Genomic DNA, 20,809 nt, shown 5'->3' on the forward strand with positions numbered 1-20,809 from the left:
TTCTCTTGTAGAGTAAATTGATTGCTGATGCCTTAGCCTTTTGGATAATTATCAGTATCCAGCAGACTATATTTTTTATTTGAGCAATAGCGATATATTCAGCGCAACGTAGGGGCTTAAATAAGCCTAGTCCCTGTGATTCTTCTTTAGCGAGGATAATATCTTCAGTTTCCCCGATACCACTTTCTGCCAATATGCTTTCTAGTTCTGATAGATACGATGGAGTCAGTTGTTTGTTGGTTCTGAGTTTGAAAATAAAAATAACTATATTATCCTGATGCGAATCGCAAAAACGCCCATGCGTTACCCGGATTTCTCAAAGTTATCCGATGATGTAAAGCCAGACATTCGGCACTAGATTTACAATATAATTAAGTTAATCAAATTAAACAGATAAATGAATGCGTAAACAAGTTATCGAATATACATCTCCACTAGATGCGTTGATTGCCCTTACCAAACAGTTAAATGTTTATGAAATCAAGTACCAAATGAGTTCAGAAGATTTTTTTGCCAAATATAGCCAAGGAGAAACTTCTGATGATGAAGAGTTTGTCGAATGGGCAGGAAATTATCAGCATTATCTGGCTTTACACCAAGAAATAACCAGCAAACTCAAAGATGTCGCGTAAAATTATCCAAGGGTATTTAGATGAAGTTGAGCAACTTTTAATTAATTGCTCTAACGCATACATTGAGGAGTATAGTGCGGTAATTTTAACGCCGGAGCGTGCTAATCTCCGTATTAGAATACGTTTTGCAATTAAATATTTACTAGCAGTTAGTGAAGCCTTTGTTGTTGTAAATAATCAGATTGAATATGTTGATTACCGCTATCACTTTCAAGATGAGCAAAATAGTCTGATTTTTCGTTATGACAGTACACCACACTTTCCCAACTTGCCTAGTTTCCCCCACCATAAACATCTTTTTGACAATGTAATTGCTTGCGAAAAGCCACATATAGCTGATGTTTTACAAGAAGTGATGGAGTTTTTAAAGTAGGAATACTATTGTCAATTATTCATTGTTAATTGTCCATTATTGAAAATAACTAAAATAATCCAGTTACTTAAAAAGTATAAATTCTTATCAGAATAAACTTGGATTTAAAATTAAAGAAAGTAAAATAGGAAGTAAATAAATTATGAAAGCCGCGATTGCGGCCAGGAAGTGAAAAATTCACTTCATGAAAGGAAGAAAGTAAAATGGCAACAGCCAAAACTCGTACTAACGGCAACACTCGCAGTACAACTAACGGTAAAGCATCAGCGAAAACAAATAATGCAGCTTCCGCAACTAAATCTAAGGCAGTAAATGCTTCACCACAACAAGAAGCATTAGCTTTATTGAAAGAATTGCGAAATTTAATCTTCAAAGAATACGGGATTAAATTACAGCTACGAGACTCAAGAATTTCTACTAAAATCGGTCATGCAGCCCGTGAAAAACTCGGACTTGATATTGCAGCACAAGTAAAAAAGAAAGGCGGTAATAAAAAGTTTGATTGGCAGAAATGGAATAGCAAATTATTTCCTAAATTGTTTGGACAACCGGATGCTCTGAAATATCCACCAGAAGTAGTTGCTATTTTCATGAGTATGCTATACGACACAATTAGCACCGACCCAGAACAAGGAATAGCTGATTTAGTCGAATTCAACCGTGCATCTTTGGAACGTCGCAATTCATTCCAAGAACAAGAAGAGGAAGAATTGGATGATTTAGATGATGAACTTGATGAGGACTTAGACGAAGATGAAGATTTAGATGAGGATGACGAAGAAGAACTCGACGAAGATTTGGACGAAGATGACGACTTAGATGAGGATGATGACGACGAATAATTGATTCTCAGAAATTGACAGAATAATTATATAAAATAGCCATGTATTGCCACCAACAATACAGGTTATTTTTTTATTTGTATTTGAAAATGTAATCAGTAACCAGCTAATAACAACAAGAGTAAAGATTATTAATTACAGCAGATTGCAGATCAATCAGGTACAGAATCTAACTTGAAACCTAGACAGAAACAGAGTTTTACTCCTGATTACTGCTGTATTAATTTCAGACAAGTTACACTCTCCTGATTTTTTACTTTTCTTTGTATTTCAATCTTTAAAGATGTTAACTGACGACTGAATACTTATTTGAAAACACCAAAAGTTCTCTTCATGAAATCTACTTTGTATGATCAAAGCTGTAACACATTATGGAATAATTATGAATTTTAATGGCATCTTTCGATGCGGTTTCTATGAGAAAAATAGAAAATATCAAAGAGTATTTCTCATGGTAAACGCTCGCAAAGTATCCAAAACAGTACGGAAAATTGAAAAGCACATTCCAGCCTTAGAACGAGTAACTACCTATCAGGAAAAAGTACACCTGATGGTAATTGAAGTATTACGAGAAGAATCGGGTAGAGAATTAGCAGCCGCAGCCCGATTTAATGGACAAGAATTTGATTGGGAGAAACATAATTACCAATTCCGCAAAGATTATGCAAACACACCATTAAAAGAATTAGGTAATTATGCACGCAAACTTTACGGATTGAATAATTTGGATGAAATTCGAGATAGACGTGCTGCTCATAAAGCTGCTCGCTCTAAACGTATCGAAGGATTAAATAGCTTAAACGGCAATTTTGATGATGTGGATGATGAGGATTTTGAATCAGACGAGTATGAAGAAGATTTAGAAATCGAAGATTAATTATCATGCCCCGAATTATCTGAATCGGGGCATTTTATTTGAGCGCATAGTTAATACAACAAACAGAATTAAAGACAATAATTGCAACTATAATTGCAACTGAATTTTAGCAATCAAAAAGTGAATCTTAATTCAGAAGGCATCTGTCGATGCTATCTATGCGAGATACAAGTAAGTAATTCGTTAATCAAAGGACAATTTTATGAAACGTAATCAGCAACAAACTAAAACTTTAGAAAAAGCTATGGAATATCAAGGTAAGGAAAATACAATCAAACGAAAAAGTAATCAACAAGAAACCAAAGCTTTGGAAAAAGTTATAGGATATCAAGATAAATTACGATTAATGGTACTCGAAGTTTTGCGAGAGGAAAGTGGACGAGAACTCGCTGCTAAAGCCCGATTTAATCAAGAAGAGTTTGATTGGAACGAACACAACACAGAGTTTCGCCAGGACTATACTGATACTCCTATTAATGAACTGTTAGCTTACGCTAAACGTTTCTATGGATTGAAAGATTTGGACGCAGTACGCGAGCGACGCAAGGCTCACAAACAACAACGTGCAGCTAGATTTGCTGAAGCATCTTAAGTATCTACTGGTGAAAACAGCAGCCCCACATTCAAGTGGGGTAGCTTTTTGCCCACCCACCCTTACCTTTCAAGAAACAAATTTTATAATCCTTACACAGCAATGCTTTACGAGAATCAATAAAAATGTGTATCTTTCATTTGTGGCGATCGCGTAAACCTCACCTGTGGGCGGCTCATATCTGGTACTTCACCGTATAAGCCCAGTTAATATAAAAAGATGCGCGATAATACTACCTTGCTTTTCTTGGATTTTATCGCTAAATCAAGGGCTAGAGATTACTAGTGAGTATTAAAAATACATCAAATTGTATTGGTAGAAGATGTTAATCACCGTAAAATGGAGTTTTTAGAAGCTAAATTCGTCTAACCACACCTTAATGGACGGACACCACTACCGTTACAAAGATTAAATTTACTTAATATTTCGTTACGATAAGGGCATTGAGAGAAACAACAAACTTCTCAATGCTCATATCACAGGTGAACACCATGAATAGCACAATTCGGGTTGGCAACCTTTTCGGAATACCTTTTTATGTACATCCTTCCTGGTTTTTAGTTCTAGGTTTGGTAACTTGGAGCTACAGCAGTGGACTAGCAACACAATTTCCCCAATTAGGTGGGGGATTACCTTTGGTACTAGGATTGATCACGGCACTGTTGTTATTTGGCTCAGTTGTCGCCCATGAATTAGGACACAGCTTTGTTGCTATTCGCCAAGGAATTGATGTCAAATCAATTACACTATTTATATTTGGTGGACTGGCAAGCTTAGAAAAAGAATCGCCAACTCCAGGAGCAGCTTTTTGGGTAGCTATTGCAGGTCCCATAGTTAGTTTGATGCTATTTGCTACAGCGACCGCAGTTGGTATTGCGACTGCTGCATCTGGACCATTGGCTGCTATCCTTGGTCTACTAGCTTCTGTTAATTTGACATTAGCTCTGTTTAACCTCATTCCTGGCTTGCCTTTGGACGGAGGAAATATACTTAAAGCAATAGTTTGGAAAATCACTGGTAAATCCTATAAAGGAGTGGTTGTTGCCAGCCGAATTGGACAAATCTTTGGTTGGTTGGCGATCGCCTCTGGTTTAATTCCTCTACTATTGTTTGGTAGTTTTGCTAACTTCTGGAACTTGTTAATTGGCTTCTTTTTACTACAAAATGCTGGTAATGCTGCCCAATTTGCTAGAGTGCAAGAAAAACTCACAGGTTTAACAGCAGCGGATGCTGTAAATAACGATAGCCCAATTGTCAAAGCGAATTTGAGTTTAAGAGAGTTTGCAGATCAACGGCTTTTAAATGCTCAAGAATACCGTCGTTTCTTGGTGACAGACGAACAAGGACAATTGTTAGGAGCGATATCAGTTGATGACTTGCGAACTATCCCGAATATATTGTGGGCAGAAACTCAAGTTATCAAAGTGATGAAACCAATCGAGCAGTCTACCACTGTACAATCGGATCAACCGTTGCTAGAAGTAGTACAGTTACTCGAAACACAAAAATTATCCGCACTGACTGTAATTCGTGACAATGGGTTGTTAGTCGGAATTTTAGAAAAAGCTGCAATTATCAACTTACTTCAGAACAAAGTACAAACAAAATTTGCATAATCTCTTCAATTCTCCCAATAAAAACTCAAAATTGCCTTGAAAAGAAAGCATTTTTGAGTTTTGATGTTTTTTGGCAAGTATTCAAAATACAGGATATCCTGCTACAAGTTCGAACAAACTTATTGCTATAAAATACAGCCTTCCCGATGTAATGAGGTACACTTTATTTTCAGACAGAAGGTAGAAGTAAAAAACCAAAAAGATGAGACTATAGCTCATAACAAAGGAATCCGCTGTAACTATTTTTTAACAGGTAGAGGCTCACAACCAACACCACCAAACGTAGCAATTGTTGGACTAGAAAACCGACTATTTATTAAACTGAAAATTTCTTGGTTTGACAGTTGAGTTTTGTTTACTTCAATTGTTGGTTTCTTTCCTGCTTTATTCACATAAATCAGGAGATCCGCCCAATAAAACTGCTGATCAGAAGGTTGAGAATATTCAGGATAACAGCCTTTAGAGCTAATTGCTAATTGATGATCTACAGCAGACATTGCTGCCAGAGGAATACCTGTCTGAACCAATTTCGCTTCTTCTACTGGTCCCCACAAACGCAGATTGTGCTTGATACAACGTTTCCCGTCTTTAACTGGGGCAAGGATATTACCACAAACCTTTACTTCAACATTATACATTGGTGGATATTCGGGGATAGAAGGAGCTTGTGCTTTGGCAATATTGCTTTCGCTTTTGCTATTTGTATCTACAGTATCAGGAGTACAAGCTGCTAGAATTATTCCTGTTATCATTAACCAAAAACAGTTGACTTTTCTCTTCAACATTGATTTACTCCTATTTTACAATTGAACAACTAATATCAAATACGTTGAAAAACAAGATTGCTGACAGATGAATACTTACTGAGAAATAAACTTTCGTTGATTAGGAGGTTGTACCCAAAGAGTACAAAAACCTGATACAGCTTTCCTGTTACTTTGTCCTATTTCTAATGTCACTCCCAAACGTTTTACTTCTCTAGTACAGGCAAGTTGACCGGTACTATCTCTGCTCAATAAATCTCGATTCCATGCCATAAAATTGCGAGCAAATTTACCTTCATTAGTAGTTGCCCATGCCAAAGTATTAGCTTCTTGTTGAGTCAGTTGACGTGGACCAGTTGGATCTAAATTACTAGATTGATACCCAAGCATTGCACCTATACCCAGGAGTCCACCCACACCAGATGCAATTAATAACAAAACACCAGCTGCAATTAATGATGGAACTGAATGAATGGCACGCTCAAATTCTGTACGTTTGATTAATGCTGTGACTGCGTGAGCGATCGCCTTCTGTTGACCTTTGACTGCTGCTTTTTCGTAGCTTTGAAGATGGTCATAAAGTTGGGTTTGCCATTGATCAAACATGGCCTCCATTTCTTGAGGACTGTCTTCTAACAGCACTTGCAGTCTCCCAGTAGCAATCATCATTAAAAATGCTGGATCATCAGGATCTAGTCCAGTTTGAACAACTATTTCCCAAACTCTAGCTTTGAAATTATCATCTTTACCGCGAATGGCTAAATCTAATAAAGTAGGGTAAGGAATGCGACTTAAACCTTTACCTCTAGCTGCTACTGAATCCAAAAAATCATCATCTAAATCGAGTTCTTCAGTTTGATAATTAGTCATAATCTTTTGGCTTTACTTTACTTCTTGGTAGCGACTTTCCCATTACTATTAGCACTATCAACTTTTTCGGATGGGGGAGTAATTGAAGCTGCTGGTGGATTCCAAATCTTAGCTTTTTCAATTTCCTCAAAAGCCTGTTTGAGAAACCTATGCAATCTCTGTTTACCTAATATTCCTAAATCTTTATAATTTTTAGCTTCAGAAAAGTTTATCCGTTTGGCATCAAGGATATTTCTTTCTCGGTAGCTAAACTTAGGAAAATCAATTACTGGGACTTTGTAAGTCTTGATTAAATCCTTTAATTCCTCATTTTCATCTATGTGTTTCCAGTCATCACATAAACCAAAATTACGGACAAAGATATGTTTAATTTTCTTTTCAAATCTTTCTAAAGACTGCATGAATAACTGTAAACTGTCATATCCTCCACTACAAACAAACCATTTATGTATCTTGACCTTGTTTTTACCAATAATTTCTAAAATTTGATTACGCTCAATCCAATCTGTTACTGCTGGGTATACTTGAGCAGGTAAATTAACAATCACAGAATTTTCCAGTGCTAAATCAAAGATTTCATCTGCTTCATAAGCTTTACGTTCTGATTCACTAAAAACGGCTGTTTTATGATTGTCAGGGTAAAATGCACCGACATCTGGATTACTTTGATCAGCTTCTACCAATTCATAAAGTAATTTATTATCAATGCAATATTGCACCATTACCCGTGCAAACAAAGACTTACCAACACCACCCTTTTCACCGTCAATAAAGTGAATTGCAGCCATTTTATTTGCTCCTTTGTTATTTAGCTAATCTTGCATTAATGGATAATTAAATATCTGCGAACATATCATCATTGTCATCATGAAATGACCCTTTTCCGGGAATGAAATAGTCCGAATCAATTATTTGTGATTCACTACCACTATTACTATTGGTACTATCTTGATTTTTATTAGTGGTATCTTCATGACTACTAGAATCACCAGCATCTAAACCAAACATAGCAGCAAGAGTTTGAGGATTAGTCATTGTACTTAGAGGTATAGGCAAAGCATCACTTGATCTGAGTGGTAATCCTAATTCGATTCGTAAATAAGTTAAATGTTGCTCCAACGCATGACAACACATCAACCCTACCTGACGCAGTTCTTGTTCACTAATACCTGCATCTTCTTGTGCTTTGTATGCTAATGGCAACCAGCACATTCTTAATGCCTGCAATATCATTTCTTTGGTGGTACTAAGTCCATTACCTTGTTGTAAGTATGTAATTAACTTACCATCGGAAGTATTTGAGTAAGCACGAAACCGATAATTCAAATCTTTATATTGTTTGTCAGTATCAGGTTCTTGAGGCAATCTACCCTTACCATTAGTGCTGCGTTCTCTGTGATTACCATTATTTTTTCCTTGTTTCTTGTTAGTCATGCTACTTTCTCCATTTGCGCTCTAAATCGCATAAATAAACCAAAAGCATCAATTAACCTAAAGGACAAAGTTTCCTGCTCTCGAAATGTATGGTAATAATCATTACTGGCATTATTAAATGCTTCTTGTACCTGCTGTTGTAAATCTGTACCCCAGTAAGTGGAAATCTCTTCAAAACATTCCTGTAACTCTTGCTCTAAGTACAAAGCTGCACCACCACTCAAAATCACTTCATTCACCGCAGGTAAAGTGGATTCCAGCCAGTCGTAAAGCCTAGACCAATACTCTGCTTTGGCAGTAGCAATGGCATTAACAATCATCTGCAACTCATAATTAATGTTTTTTGGGTCTTTGCTTTTGACCAAAGCGCGAATTGCTTGGTTATCTGCTGTGATATCTGCACCGGCTGCATAGATAGCAGCAGTTAAAGTAGTGGCATCTTGTCCAGATGTGCGCTCAATAACTCGTTTCACCATTTGGTGAAAGCCCAGCCCATTCGTATAACCCGCCGTCATCTTGCCCCTTTCAAATAAGAGAAGGCTGCTATTGCGATGTCCAAACATCAGCACCGCAATGGTTTGAGCGTTGAACCATGCTTTACCGTTCTGGCGTTGGCGAATCATTGCCAATCCCGCACCTTCAGGTAAACACTCGAATCGTTCCAACTTCACCCGCAACCTTTGACCACGAAATCTAAAATCCTTGAGTGCAACCCGCAACTGTTCTTCAAAGGCTTGGCGATTTTGATATTCACCATACGGTAGTAGTGAAGTCAGTGATAGAGAAAACCTATTGGGTAATTTATTGTGTTGAGCGATCGCGCCGATTACAGCTAGGGCTTTGTCAATTGAAGTTTCGTACTTGAGCTTATCTAGTCTGGCGGATGCTGAAAACTGACGTGCCAAAAATCCCACTACTGTACATTGTGTATCACCATCTGCTGTACAAGATACCCAAGCTTCATCTACTGGATGAGAAGATTCTAGACCCTTGCGACTTGACATATAAGCGTCAATCGAACTTTGCGGCAACCTCAGCATTTCTGGTTCCATTGTCATCAAACATGGTTTGCCCTCAGTTGCTAGTTCATAAACTATTTTGGTCAAGGAAGCACCAGGGTCAAAACTGACGATCAAGTTTGACATTGATTCTGGTTTGCCTAACAACTTCTTTTTAAGTTAAGTGCAAATAAAAATTATGCCTATCTACCTACTGACTATTTTTTTGCCAAAATTTTTATCCAGTTGGCTATTTTTTTCACAACCGTTGGTCAACGAATTATTTTTATGTTATTGAATTCAATTTGAAAAATGTGCCATTTCAACGCCAATACTACGCCATGTACACGCCAATATTACGCCAACTGAACGCCATTTCAACGCCAATACTACATAAATAAGTACACTATGTATATAATTTACTTGCAATAAAACAGCTTATTGACAAAATACTACGCCATGTACACGCCAATAGTACGCCACCTGAACGCCAATTCAACGCCACTCAATTTTTTGATTTGAGTAGCCCAAAAAAACGTTTGGGGCATAGCAAGCCATGTCGCAATGTGCATCATAGAGATGCAAAAAGGTTGTACTTTTCAGAGAAACAGCGACAGACTTGCCCTCCTTTTACGGTTCCCCTACCTCAGTAGGTAAACCACCGTAACGGAGGGGGAGACGATACGAAAAAAATCAAACTCAATGAAAACAAGATTCACTTTTTACATGACTTGTAAAACGCAAAGAAAAAATATCCACTTGGCTAATGACTGATTGGTTTACATATTTAAAACTAGAAATACAACATACAACATAATCTTTGTAAGAAATTAAGCTATGCCTCCAAAAGAGCGCACAATCAGGTTTCATATCTGCCTCACACCAGAAGAAAAAGAACAGGTGCGACGAATGGCAGAGGAAAACAGCTTGACAATGGCAGAGTTATTCCGTGCCAAGACTATCAAACATAGATTACCCAGGCGTGTCACTAAAGTGGCAGGTGAAACTTACTGGGAATTGGGGAAAATAGGCGACAATCTCAACCAAATCGCCAAAGCTATCAATACATCGGTACTTATGGGTGAGCCAGTGGTTGTAGATCGAGCATTACTAGAAGAGGTGAGAAATTTGGTCAGACAAGTGCGACGAGAAATTACGGAAGTTGATTTAATTACTGATTTACAAGACGAGGAAGATTAATTTTTCAAATAAGTGCGGCAAGAAATTATCAAAATCTGCGGAATTCCCCATCGCGTAAGCAGGGCGGGGTAGCTTACTCACCGATTTACAAGACGAGGAAAATTGATTGCTAAACAGGTTAAAGGTAAAAGCTTTATCAAATTGCTCAAATACCTTTTTGGTAAGGAAGGAGCAAGACAAATTGGTGGCAATATGGACGAAACAACTCCTCGTTCATTAGCTGCTGAATTACATTTGTCTAAGCGTATTAACCCAAAAGTTAGTAGAACTGTTTATCATGCTTCCCTGAGTTTGCCTCACAATGAGGGTTTAGATGATGACACTTGGCATGAAATCGCCCTGAAATATTTACGAGCAATGGGCTTTACCATGAATCAATATATTGTTGTGCGACACACTGACCGGACTCATGATCATGCACATATTGTTGCTAGTCGCATTCGCTTAGATGGAACTACGGTTTCCGATAGCTGGGACTATACCAGAAGCGAAGCTGTTATTCGTAGGTTAGAGAAAGAATATAATTTACAATCAGTAAAACCAAGTAAGAAAAAAGAGGATCGTAGTCCTACTACTGGTGAACGCAGACAACTTGCTAGAACTGGGGAAGAAAGCGTTAGAGTCAAACTTCAGTATTCTCTAGATAAAGCAACCCATGACCATCCAACTATGCCAGAGTTAATAGAAAGAGCGCAACAACAAGGTATTAATGTCTGTGTTGGTTATACTCGTACAGGTAAAGTCAAAGGTATTAGCTACCAATTTGATGGCGTGGCTTTCAGTGGTACACACCTGGGTAAAGCATATACTTTTCCTGGGTTACAAAAGCATCGTGGTGTAAATTATGTTTCCAAACGGGATGATCAACTCATCCAAAAATTGATAGAGCGAAATGTAAAAAATGCTACATCTAGTCATGCTGAACGCAATGCTCAACACATCCAACTACTGACTAATCAAACTGCTATAAATGCTACAACAATTGATAATTCAATACATCCTCTAAATCAATCAAATTCTTTACCTACACCAAAACCCGCAAACTGGAAACAAATACGCCAAAACTTAAACCAGCAGTACAATTTACCCGTTTCTCTGCTCAATGAACTGTATCAAAAGGGTTGGCTGTATCCCAGTCAAACTGGTCAACCAGTATTTATAGAACGCACGCTTGACGATGTTCCAACTCTTGCCAAACAGTTAGAACCTACTGGTGATTTTACTGCTATTCCTCTCAACTCTGAAACAACAAAAAACGGTAGTTTTTGGATTGCTACAGATACCACAGTTACAAGAGCAGTGTTACTCAGTGACCCTATTGAAGTTCTTTCTGTTATTGCCTTAGAATCAACTGTTGACAAGAGAAAACGACAACCGACATTGTATTGGAGTGTAGGCGATCGCTCTCAAATACCTTTAGAATTTTTGGACTCGCTTGATACAGTGGTCATCGCTTTTAAAGATAATGAAAAAGTTGAAGACTTGATATCTGACCTATTGACTGAACTCCCCCAATCCAAAAGAGTGTCTCCCGGTCAAGCTGGTTGGAATCAACTGTTAAGTGACAGGAAACAACCAGTCAAAAAGCAGCAATTTACACAAACCCTAGATTGGGAAATTTAAATCTATACGAGGAGAATTATTGTGCGACACCGTTTCACCAAGAACTACTTTTGACCACACCGGTTTTAACCTGCTATAGTTAATGTCCCAATCTTGATGGCTACAGCTATAACATCAAATTCTGGTTTATCAGATTTTGATACCTTTTTTATATCTTTTGGTAGTGGTACAACCAACAGCAGAAGCTATACTAATGATAGTTGTAATTCTACATCTTATCTTATAGCTGCTTTCCGGCTTTCTGCTAGAAATGCCACACTTGTGGAAATTATATCAGCAATATCTACTGGATCTAAGGTATAAATTCGTGCTAAAACCTCCTCTTTAATTTGCTCAACAGGATATTTAGTATCGACTGTAGCATTATTTAGCGAGTTTTCAGCTAAATCAAAATTTTTAAGGTAAGTAGATAGAGATATATAACCATCCAAGTATTGTTTTAAAGTTTCACTATCACCACCACTCAATTTTGCTAAACACAAGAAATTTTTAGAGTCAGTTTCGGGAATGGCTTTACCTTTCAACCACCTATATACAGTTGAAAAATCAACACCAATTTCTACAGATAACGTTGTTTGAGTCCAGCCAGCTTGCAATAAATATTCAATTAACTCAACTAATCGTTTTTGACGTTTTTGCATAGTAGAAAGCCTGGTTCTACCAGTTATAAAATTTACTTTTGCCTCTTCCATCAGTACAACCTTTTGATTTTTATCGCACTTTTTACTCAACCTATAGGATTAGTGAAGAAAAATGATGTTCGAGTAACACAGGTAATAGACAAATCATAATGAGAACATGATATGTTTCTTTTATTCCTAACAGATGTGGTAAGTAAAGCAGCGAATTAAATAGCATTTTATCACCCTTGTATCTGCTGAAAAGGGAGTATAAAGCCCCTTTGATGACAGGGTAAAGGTTTGAAGAGAGGTTTTTTATTAAATTGTGCCTAGCTACTCAGTTGTAGTTGGGCTGTTCTTTAAGAAATACATTTTATCATCTTTATTCAGTAAGCGATTTAAATTTTCTGTCTGCTCAATAATTAGGGAAGGACTACCGTATCCCACTCTCCCAGAATCTCAACCAAGTATTACACAGGAAAAGGAGTCTCATCAGACACTAAGGCTTTCAGAACTAGAAATTTTACGTGACCGTGTTTTGTCTGAACTAAAGCTGGGTAAGCAAGCCTCTGGGTATAAAACTGCTCATAAGGCTCTCAATCGTTTCATCACTGAACCAACCAGCTAGTATCCTGCTTCCCTGAATTCACCAACGGTATCACTGGCGTAGCCAATCGCCAATTTTCGTTGTGTGACAGCTTAGGGGTAATCTTTTACTCTTTTCTAGTCCAATCTAACCCAAAAACCTAAAATCGCTGATAATTGCTAGTTTTATACCTTTTTCTGCCTGTAAGTATCGGTAATATTCAATCCACAGACAAAAACGGACAATTTAAATCACGGAAATTAGTACAGGTCAAATTTAAATTGTTAAGAAATTATAAATAAAGGTGCAAATTATATTGCATCATGCAAGCATTATTTATATTGCAAGTCGCAAGGTTACAAAATCTACCTGAGAAAGCATCCGTCAATAAACAAGGTGTCATCCATCGCTTTCAAAGCTAAAGTTATGACGTACACAACGGCATTAGAACGAGTTTCTTTTAATGAAAAAGAGAACTTTGCAAGGTCATCCTCTAATTCTACCGTTTTTTTGGCTACACAAAATCTTACTTTTGCTCAAGATAGTGAGCCAATAGGGTTAAAGAATAACTCTGAACCAGATCAAGCTAATAATAAAAACCTATCAAATACCGAAAATCATCTAAATGAGGATGATAACTGGTGTGACGTAAATCCCTGCGGGGATAGCTGCACTTACGACGGTAGCGTGCTAGAGGCATCAGCTATAGCAAACAACCTACATAGGTTAGAGAGCAGAATTGAAAAGGGTTTAAAAGCTTTTTGGGAAATAGGACAGTCTTTGAGTGAAATTCGAGATCAACGACTTTATCGGCAAAACTACAAAACCTTTGACGAATATTGTCTAGAACGTTGGGAAATGTCCCGGCGTTCTGTTTACCAACTAATTGATGCAGCTTCGGTTTATGAAAATGTGCGCCATGGCGCACAAATTTTGCCGGCAAATGAGCGCCAAGTTAGACCTTTAGTAAACCTACCTCCAGAAAAACAGCGCGAAGCTTGGGCTAAAGCTGTTTCTACAGCCCCCAATGGAAAAGTTACAGCTAGTCACGTCGCCCAAGTAGCCAGAGAGTACCATCACGAAAACTCAACCAAAAAATCCAGGCAAAAGGACTCTTTTGAGCAACAACATCAATCAACTGAGGATTCTCAGCAGTCATTGATTCATAGCTGCTGGAATTGTCTGTATTGCAGTTGGGAGTCGGTAAAAGATGATCCACAAAGTTTTTATTGCGATCGCCTGGGTAAATTAAGCTTTGTTGAGAAAGACGGCAACCAACGGGGTGCAGAATGCGAATACTGGACTTACCGCTTTGGAGAATCTTCTCAAGTCAGAAAAAATGTCATCCCATTACGAAAAACTTTTAACCTTACCTTACAACTTCCAGCACGATTACAACCATTAATACAAGACGCTGCTAAACAGTCGGATTTAGCGGTAATAGAATGGGTAGCAAAACTTGTGGAAGATGCAATTTGTAAAAATAATGACAAGTAGGTCGGCGTTAAAAATTGTCGTTATGACAGACAAGAGGTGAAAAGCAAAAGGGAAGAGGATTTTGGTGAATTTACTTTTTTGTAATTAGGTTGGTTTTTCCCACCGACTTACTTAGTTAAAACATAAATATTCAGCAAAAATCCATAGATATTGCAGTTTCAAAAGTTACTTGATATCCAGAAGTTAAAAGCTAAACAATATTTTTAAGGAAAATAACCATTCATTACCTATTGGTTCAAAATGCCGTGTCAGGCATTAGGATTTGTAAAGAGAGTGCTATTTTCACATCATTAATTGTTAATGTCGCCAATGTTAACCGTGAAAGACCCACCTACTGATTTTCAGCTACCGCCGCACAACGAAGCGGCTTTAGAGGGACTTAGGGAGGCAAAAAACGTTGACCCTGCTGTTCTAGCTGCTAGTGATTCAGAAATCGCTACAGACACAAGTCCAGCTGGTTGGTCACGTTTTAGCTTGGCCTACAAGCCATCGGTCAGGGTTGAAAAAATTGCACGACTGGAAAAATTAACAACCATACTTTTAGAGGAGTTTAAAAGCAAAGGAATACAAGTCTTTCCTGTGCTTCAGGTTGAAGACAAGAACCCTATTGACTTGTTTATCAGGTTTCCGCGCACAACTCACCTGTTTATCTCTATTCGTTCCCAAGGAAATAGAGAAATTGTCTACAACGAAGCGAGGGAGGTTTTGCAGGTCAAACGCAAAGACAAGAATGCGCTCAAAATCTGGAAACCTTGCCCATTAGTTGAATTGGCAGATTATGAAAGGTGGCTCAACAAGAATAGAGATTTATTTGGGATGTCCTCCCGTGAGGCGCAAAAAACTCCCACAGCCAAAGTTCTGGTTTTATGGTCTCCTACCAAGGCAATTGAACATCACAGGGAACATCTTTATTCTGAAGTAGGAAACATGAAAATTCTGGCTTTCAGAAGAAAAGGTACTGCTTTTGTGATTCAAAAGGAGGAAGTCATCGAGTTTATCAAGACTTGGTTAGCAAAGTACGAGTAGATTAAAAGGCGAAAACTACGTGTCCCGTTGGGATACCGAGGTTTTCAAAATACATTCCATCATCGGAATTGGAGCAGGGTATTGGGTTTCGCCGCCTAATATATATATCCCTATTAGTGATCTTATCTCAAAAAAGTTGAGATGTAAAACCAGAAAACACTGATTTTACAGATAAAAAAGCGATTCAGGATCTTTATCTTCTTACATTTCTGAGTATTCGTTTAAAAGATTACTAATGCTGGATAGCTCCAATTCCTCCAACACACTTACAGGAGGATTGGCTCTCATGTCACAACAGCAATTTAACAATCAGTCAGAATTACAGCATCCAACCGAGCAACAACAGTTTAATAATCAGTCAGAATCACAGCATCCAACCGAGCAACAACAGTTTAATAATCAGTCAGAATCACAACATCCAACCGAGCAACAACATTTTTACAACCAGTCCGAAACGCAACACCCAACTGAACAAAAACAGTTTAACAACGAGTCTAACCTTCAACAAACAAGCACTCGACAGCAGTTTAACAATCAGTGGAAGCAACACCTAACTGATCAACAAACTCAATTTTCCAGTGAAATCGAACAAGAACCGCAACACCTAAGCAGTCCACAGCATTTTTACAACTCGTTAGAAACACAGCATCAAACCGAACAACAACAATTTAACAACCAGTCAGAACTCCAATACCCAACTGATCAACAGCAATTTCATAACCAGTCAGAACTACAACCACCAACCAGTCAACAAGTTAAACCTACCACCGAGTTCAAACAGCAACCAGAACTACAAAAACCAACCGTACAACAGCCTCAATTTACACCACAGTTAGAACCAGAGCCTATACAGAACAACAAAATCAGATTTGCTTTTAACGCCACTGGTAAAAATAAAGACTGGGATTTTCGTAAACTAGCAGCCAACTTCCAAGATACAACAGGCACTATTTGGGACATTATCAGCCATGTAAAAGCAGGACACGCCTTATGTGCTGGTTTACTGGGTGGTCAATGGCGAAGCAAAGCAAATATTATTGGTTCTCAATGGGTACTACTAGATATTGACAACTCCACAACTTGGACAGATGAAAATAATAATCCACTCGATGAAAATGGTAGACCAATCAAAATTAATCGAGCTTGGGTAGATATTAACGGTAATGTCATTGAAAAATCAGATGGTAGACAAGCAAAGAAAATCTATCAACATCAGCTAAATTTAGACGAAGCATTAGAGCATCCATTTATTAAGCAATATTGCGCTTTAATTTACACAACAGCTAGTCATCAACCAGACTGGCATAAATTCCGGTTAGTATTCGTACTACCTGAATACGTTCAGGGTGCAGATACGGTAGAAGTGCTAACACGCTACTTAATGAAACATCTGCCTCATGACCCCGCTTGTAAAGATGCTTCACGGGTGTTTTACGGGTCAACTGAGGCCACATTTCCACTGATCAACCCTAACGCTAGACTACCGCAATCTTGGATAGCTGAAGCTGTCACCACCGCTTATCAAGAAAAAATTGAGTACGAAAAACGCATAGCTGAAATTACAGCCCGTCGGATACAATTTCAAGAGCGTGCAGAAGCTAATAACTGGGATATTGACCAGCTAATTCAACAAGCATTAACTTACATTCCTTCCCGTAGTCCTGGTAGCAATAATTATCATGAGTGCTTACAGGTATTAATGGCACTCAATTCTCATTATGGACCTGTAGATGCAGAAATTATCGCAGAACAGTGGAGTCCATCAATTAAAGGAACTACTTGGAATATTAGAGCTAAAATTAAGAGTTTTCGCGGTCGTTCTGGTATATCCATTGGTACTCTATTTCACATCGCTAAACAGTATGGGTTTAGATTTCCAACCGTTGAACAGAAAAAGCACTGGGGAAGGGAGCAGGGAGCAGGACAAATATCTACTTTCCTTCTCCCTATACAAGATCCCATTATCAGTAAACAGGAATGGCAAGCTAAACACGGTATAAACAGAGACGCTCAAGAGTTTATTCAAACCTTAATCACTATTACTAATAAAGCCAAACGATTTATAGGTAACATTGTTTACCAACCTAAACCCATAACACTTCCAAGAAAAACCCATGTAGATGCTGATATCTGGTTTGGAGCAAAGGAACGTAAACAGACTTATATTGATGCTATTAAATCTGGTAAAAAATTTATTTTAGATTTATCACACGCAGGTGCAGGTAAATCTCACACAGTAGGAGAGTTTACATCAAAACAGTTGGAAGCAAAAACACTTTTCTACCTGAGCAATGAACACCGTAACCCCACTGTAGCGACTATTGAACAGTGGACAGATTTAACAGTCCGTCATAATGGATTAGTAGCAGATTATTCTAAACTTACCCCATTAGGAAACCCAGAGATACACTGGCCTAAACCTGGGGAAAAAACAAACATTGAAGGAAATTGTCCTCTCACACATATTTTTCATATTTTAAGAGAAAAAGGATACAAGGCAGAATCAACAGCAGAAGCTAGTTTTAACCCTGTTTGCAACGGTTGTAGATCCAGAGCTAATTGTGCGGGTACTGATAGCGAAGGTAACAAATTACCGAGAATATCTGGTTCTACTTTCCGAGATGATAGAAGAAAAGCACTCGCATCGGATCGTATTCGTGCCAATATTAACTCTTTACCCCAACCTGAAGATATTACAGAAATGAAAGCGATCGCTTTTGTTGATGAAGTATCCAGACAATTAAAACCGGTTGATTTTATCGAAGCTGGTTTAAAAGATTTTGATTTTGCACTTATGGAGGTGCAAACTAGGCTACCCGCAGTATACGATAAAATTAAGGGTTTAATTTTGCCACTGCGGGCGCTGCTAACTGGTCAAGTTCCGGTACTTCAGGAGACATACTACGGATATAATGATGAATTGATCAGGGAATTGTTAGGGGAAGTTCCTACTAATTTATCGGAAATTATTGCTGAACTGGAAACTATTGCTCCAGATATTGAAGAACTGGTACAACAGGCTGATAGTGTGACATTAGATGGTGTTGATAAGAGCGAGCGCGAATCTTTCAACAGAAAAACTTTAAAGTTTATTCGTAGTTACCTGAATAAACAAGCTACAAAGGAAACTTACAGAAATATCAACGACTTACCTGTGAGATGGTTGATTCCCCTTTTAGAAGTCATTGGTGGTATGAAAGCGGGAGCATTACGGGTAAAAAATAAACGTTTAATTATTGCTACTAAGAACACTCATCAAATTGATGTACTTAAAGCTTTTGACTTTGTTTTCTTGATGGATGCTACTGCTTCCCGTGAAAATATAGCGATGCAATTGGGTATTAACCCAGATGAGATACTGGTTATATGTGAAATTCCCCCAGATTATAGCAATCTCACCATCCACCAAATTATAGGTTTTGGGTTGCTGGGTAAGGAACGCAGTGAACCTTTAAAGAAACGCCTTGCAGCACTCCGAAAAGAATTAGACAAGCGTCATGATGGCAATATTGCATACATAGACCATTTAGCACATAAGAATCAGGGTGATGGACATTGGTTTGCGGATAATCGTGGTAGTAATGCGTATCAAGATAAGCAAGCTATTTGTAGTTTTGGTACTCCTTACCAGGATGTTGGGGCATCTGAGCAAGTTTATATAACTTTGACAGGAGATAGAAATGTTGGGAGGCAGAATATATGTTTACAAGATTTTATTAATGATTTAGTCAAGAATGAGGTGGTTCAGTGTGCGGGTAGGACTAGAGCTAATAGGAGAGAGGAGGAAAAAGTAATTTATTATATTGTCAGTGACAAGAATTTATCCTATTTAGCGGATTATTACCCTGGTGCTAAGTTGATTAAGTCTGATGCTTTTGATATCTGTCCAGAAGCAGGAACTCAGATACAGCAAACACGCCGGGGTATTTTTGAAGGGTTTAAGCAATTGGTAGCAGATGGGGTAACAGAGTGGGAGAAAGTTACTCAGGAGATGCTGGGTAAGGCGGCTGGTATTTCTCAAGAATGGATCAGTAAAATTGCTAAAAAGTATTTTGGTGGGTGGAAAAGTTTCAGAAAATTATTACTGCTCCTATATAACTCTTTATATAGGGGTAGTAATAATTCTCTAGAGATTTTGACTCAAGAGCAACGTTGGTTGATTGATGAGTATTTACCTGTTCTTAAACAGGATAGGGAAGTGGGTAATGAATCGGCGGAAGTGGTGATTGAACAGGTGATCACGTTTGCTGAACATCTTGGCTGGAAGGGGTTTTCTCAGGCTGTGAATGCAGCTTGTCGAGAAATCAAAGCTTTTTTAATGGATTGTTTGATATCTGTGTTGCCGAAAGAAATTCATGATGAGGTTAAGCGCAGTTTGGTTTTGTACTTGGCTAAAGTAGAACCGGAATACTGAGTTTAAACTCAAAAAACCTGATTTTTTATAGTTCAAGTAAAGCAATCCAATATTGCGATATAGCTTGCTGCTTTTTTTAGGAATGGAGTTTCAAAGTGATGTGTTAGGTGTGCCTGTGATTCGTCCGCAGGTAGCAGAAACTACAGCGTTGGGGGCTGCTTATGCTGCTAGATTAGCGACTGGTTTCTGGGGGAGTTTGGAGGAGTTGTCTGAGAATTGGCTTTTAGATCAGACTTGGGAGGCGAAGATGGATGAGGTGGAGAGGGAAGGTTGTTATCGGTTGTGGAAGAAGGCGGTTAGTAGGACTTTTGATTGGGTATAATTAACATATATGCTTTTGACAGTTTTCTTAGAAAAATTACGAGATAAATGGTGGGTTAATTTCACCCACCCTGCTGTGTACTCAATTAGAGAAATCGAAAGCTAAAATTGTGATTTGAGTGATTTCTTTTATCCCCTCTAAGTTAGTTGGTAAAGTATTGGCACAATCAAATCACATCTAAATGGTGAGTTAGAAGAGCTTTATTGCTGGTTATCCTCCTTGTTATTGGAAGATTTTTCTTTGATATTTTTCATCACCCAAAATAAAACTGCATCAGAAGATTTTTCAATTGCCCAAGTCATTAAAGCTGTGACAATAATAGTTAAAAAATCCATTATAAATCCCTCCTATTGTTTTGTTTGTTGGATTTTTTATATCAAATCAAATAAAAAATAGAGAAAAAAGATCCAGAAAATAGAATTTACTAGAATTTAATATAAATCTTGCTCATCATGATTGATGATGTTATTTTGGAAATATCATAAAACCTACACCAAAAACTCTCAAACTCTTATTCCTCTGT

General features: G+C 37.9%; 18 protein-coding genes and 1 pseudogene. 12 read left to right on the forward strand and 7 right to left on the reverse strand.

Translation table 11 applies throughout. From position 1 onward, the window contains the following. The first annotated feature begins 401 nt into the window (after window positions 1-401). The 6 genes from tumA to H6G06_RS16600 all read left to right on the forward strand — a co-directional run bounded on the left by tumA (window position 402) and on the right by H6G06_RS16600 (window position 4,932). Entirely contained in the window at window positions 402-632 is a 231-nt protein-coding gene (gene tumA, locus H6G06_RS16575; RefSeq protein ID WP_190562068.1) for an antitoxin TumA, read from the forward strand. Then, on the forward strand, window positions 622-1,005 hold the full coding sequence (tumE, locus tag H6G06_RS16580; protein WP_190562070.1) for a toxin TumE: 384 nt from the start codon (window positions 622-624) through the stop codon (window positions 1,003-1,005). The genes tumA and tumE overlap by 11 nt, the downstream gene beginning before the upstream one ends. A 203-nt stretch (window positions 1,006-1,208) precedes the next feature. Further along, window positions 1,209-1,847 (forward strand): primosomal protein, encoded by a 639-nt coding sequence (locus H6G06_RS16585; RefSeq protein ID WP_190562072.1) that lies wholly within the window; start codon window positions 1,209-1,211, stop codon window positions 1,845-1,847. 349 nt (window positions 1,848-2,196) lie between these two features. Beyond that, window positions 2,197-2,724 (forward strand): hypothetical protein, encoded by a 528-nt coding sequence (locus H6G06_RS16590; RefSeq protein ID WP_242039723.1) that lies wholly within the window; start codon window positions 2,197-2,199, stop codon window positions 2,722-2,724. Between the two features lie 202 nt (window positions 2,725-2,926). Beyond that, window positions 2,927-3,316 (forward strand): hypothetical protein, encoded by a 390-nt coding sequence (locus tag H6G06_RS16595; protein ID WP_190562074.1) that lies wholly within the window; start codon window positions 2,927-2,929, stop codon window positions 3,314-3,316. 491 nt (window positions 3,317-3,807) lie between these two features. Further along, complete coding sequence (locus tag H6G06_RS16600) at window positions 3,808-4,932, forward strand: site-2 protease family protein (RefSeq protein WP_190562076.1); 1,125 nt, start codon at window positions 3,808-3,810, stop codon at window positions 4,930-4,932. Window positions 4,933-5,171: 239 nt separating this feature from the next. On the opposite strand, the gene H6G06_RS16605 is transcribed toward H6G06_RS16600, so the two are convergent. From H6G06_RS16605 to H6G06_RS16625, 5 genes are all read right to left on the reverse strand, one after another. Further along, window positions 5,172-5,717 carry a hypothetical protein gene (locus tag H6G06_RS16605; protein WP_190562078.1) on the reverse strand — a complete coding sequence of 182 codons (546 nt, stop codon included), beginning with the start codon at window positions 5,715-5,717 and terminating at the stop codon, window positions 5,172-5,174. A 75-nt stretch (window positions 5,718-5,792) separates the two neighbouring features. After that, a complete protein-coding gene (locus H6G06_RS16610; RefSeq protein WP_190562080.1) occupies window positions 5,793-6,566 on the reverse strand; it encodes a DUF6753 family protein in 774 nt (257 codons plus the stop codon). 17 nt (window positions 6,567-6,583) lie between these two features. Then, the gene (locus H6G06_RS16615) at window positions 6,584-7,354 is read right to left on the reverse strand and encodes a P-loop NTPase family protein (protein ID WP_190562082.1); all 771 of its coding nucleotides are present in this window, start codon (window positions 7,352-7,354) and stop codon (window positions 6,584-6,586) included. 46 nt (window positions 7,355-7,400) lie between these two features. Beyond that, a complete protein-coding gene (locus H6G06_RS16620; protein WP_190562084.1) occupies window positions 7,401-8,000 on the reverse strand; it encodes a hypothetical protein in 600 nt (199 codons plus the stop codon). After that, window positions 7,997-9,145, reverse strand: coding sequence for a ParM/StbA family protein (locus H6G06_RS16625; RefSeq protein ID WP_190562086.1), 1,149 nt, complete (start codon window positions 9,143-9,145; stop codon window positions 7,997-7,999). The genes H6G06_RS16620 and H6G06_RS16625 overlap by 4 nt, the downstream gene beginning before the upstream one ends. A 690-nt stretch (window positions 9,146-9,835) precedes the next feature. On the opposite strand from H6G06_RS16625, the gene H6G06_RS16630 reads away from it, so the two are divergent. Both H6G06_RS16630 and H6G06_RS16635 read left to right on the forward strand, forming a co-directional pair. Then, on the forward strand, window positions 9,836-10,198 hold the full coding sequence (locus H6G06_RS16630) for a plasmid mobilization protein (protein ID WP_242039724.1): 363 nt from the start codon (window positions 9,836-9,838) through the stop codon (window positions 10,196-10,198). A gap of 102 nt (window positions 10,199-10,300) precedes the next feature. After that, a complete protein-coding gene (locus tag H6G06_RS16635) occupies window positions 10,301-11,821 on the forward strand; it encodes a relaxase/mobilization nuclease domain-containing protein (RefSeq protein WP_190562088.1) in 1,521 nt (506 codons plus the stop codon). Window positions 11,822-12,036: 215 nt separating this feature from the next. On the opposite strand, the gene H6G06_RS16640 is transcribed toward H6G06_RS16635, so the two are convergent. Next, a complete protein-coding gene (locus tag H6G06_RS16640) occupies window positions 12,037-12,513 on the reverse strand; it encodes a helix-turn-helix domain-containing protein (RefSeq protein ID WP_242039725.1) in 477 nt (158 codons plus the stop codon). A 940-nt stretch (window positions 12,514-13,453) separates the two neighbouring features. Between H6G06_RS16640 and H6G06_RS16645 the strand changes: the two genes are divergently transcribed. From H6G06_RS16645 to H6G06_RS16660, 4 genes and pseudogenes are all read left to right on the forward strand, one after another. Continuing rightward, on the forward strand, window positions 13,454-14,524 hold the full coding sequence (locus tag H6G06_RS16645; RefSeq protein WP_190562090.1) for a hypothetical protein: 1,071 nt from the start codon (window positions 13,454-13,456) through the stop codon (window positions 14,522-14,524). 309 nt (window positions 14,525-14,833) lie between these two features. Next, window positions 14,834-15,550: a hypothetical protein gene (locus tag H6G06_RS16650; protein ID WP_190562321.1), complete on the forward strand. Its 717-nt coding sequence runs from the start codon at window positions 14,834-14,836 to the stop codon at window positions 15,548-15,550. Window positions 15,551-15,836: 286 nt separating this feature from the next. Next, window positions 15,837-19,964, forward strand: a complete 4,128-nt coding sequence (locus H6G06_RS16655; RefSeq protein WP_190562092.1) for a PriCT-2 domain-containing protein — start codon at window positions 15,837-15,839, stop codon at window positions 19,962-19,964. 82 nt (window positions 19,965-20,046) lie between these two features. Next, window positions 20,047-20,286: pseudogene (locus H6G06_RS16660) on the forward strand (FGGY-family carbohydrate kinase); the annotation flags it as partial. Window positions 20,287-20,486: 200 nt separating this feature from the next. Here H6G06_RS16660 and H6G06_RS27835 read toward each other — a convergent pair. Then, entirely contained in the window at window positions 20,487-20,621 is a 135-nt protein-coding gene (locus H6G06_RS27835) for a hypothetical protein (protein WP_277875206.1), read from the reverse strand. Window positions 20,622-20,809: the final 188 nt, after the last annotated feature.

This window comes from Anabaena sphaerica FACHB-251, from assembly GCF_014696825.1.
Classification (GTDB): domain Bacteria; phylum Cyanobacteriota; class Cyanobacteriia; order Cyanobacteriales; family Nostocaceae; genus RDYJ01.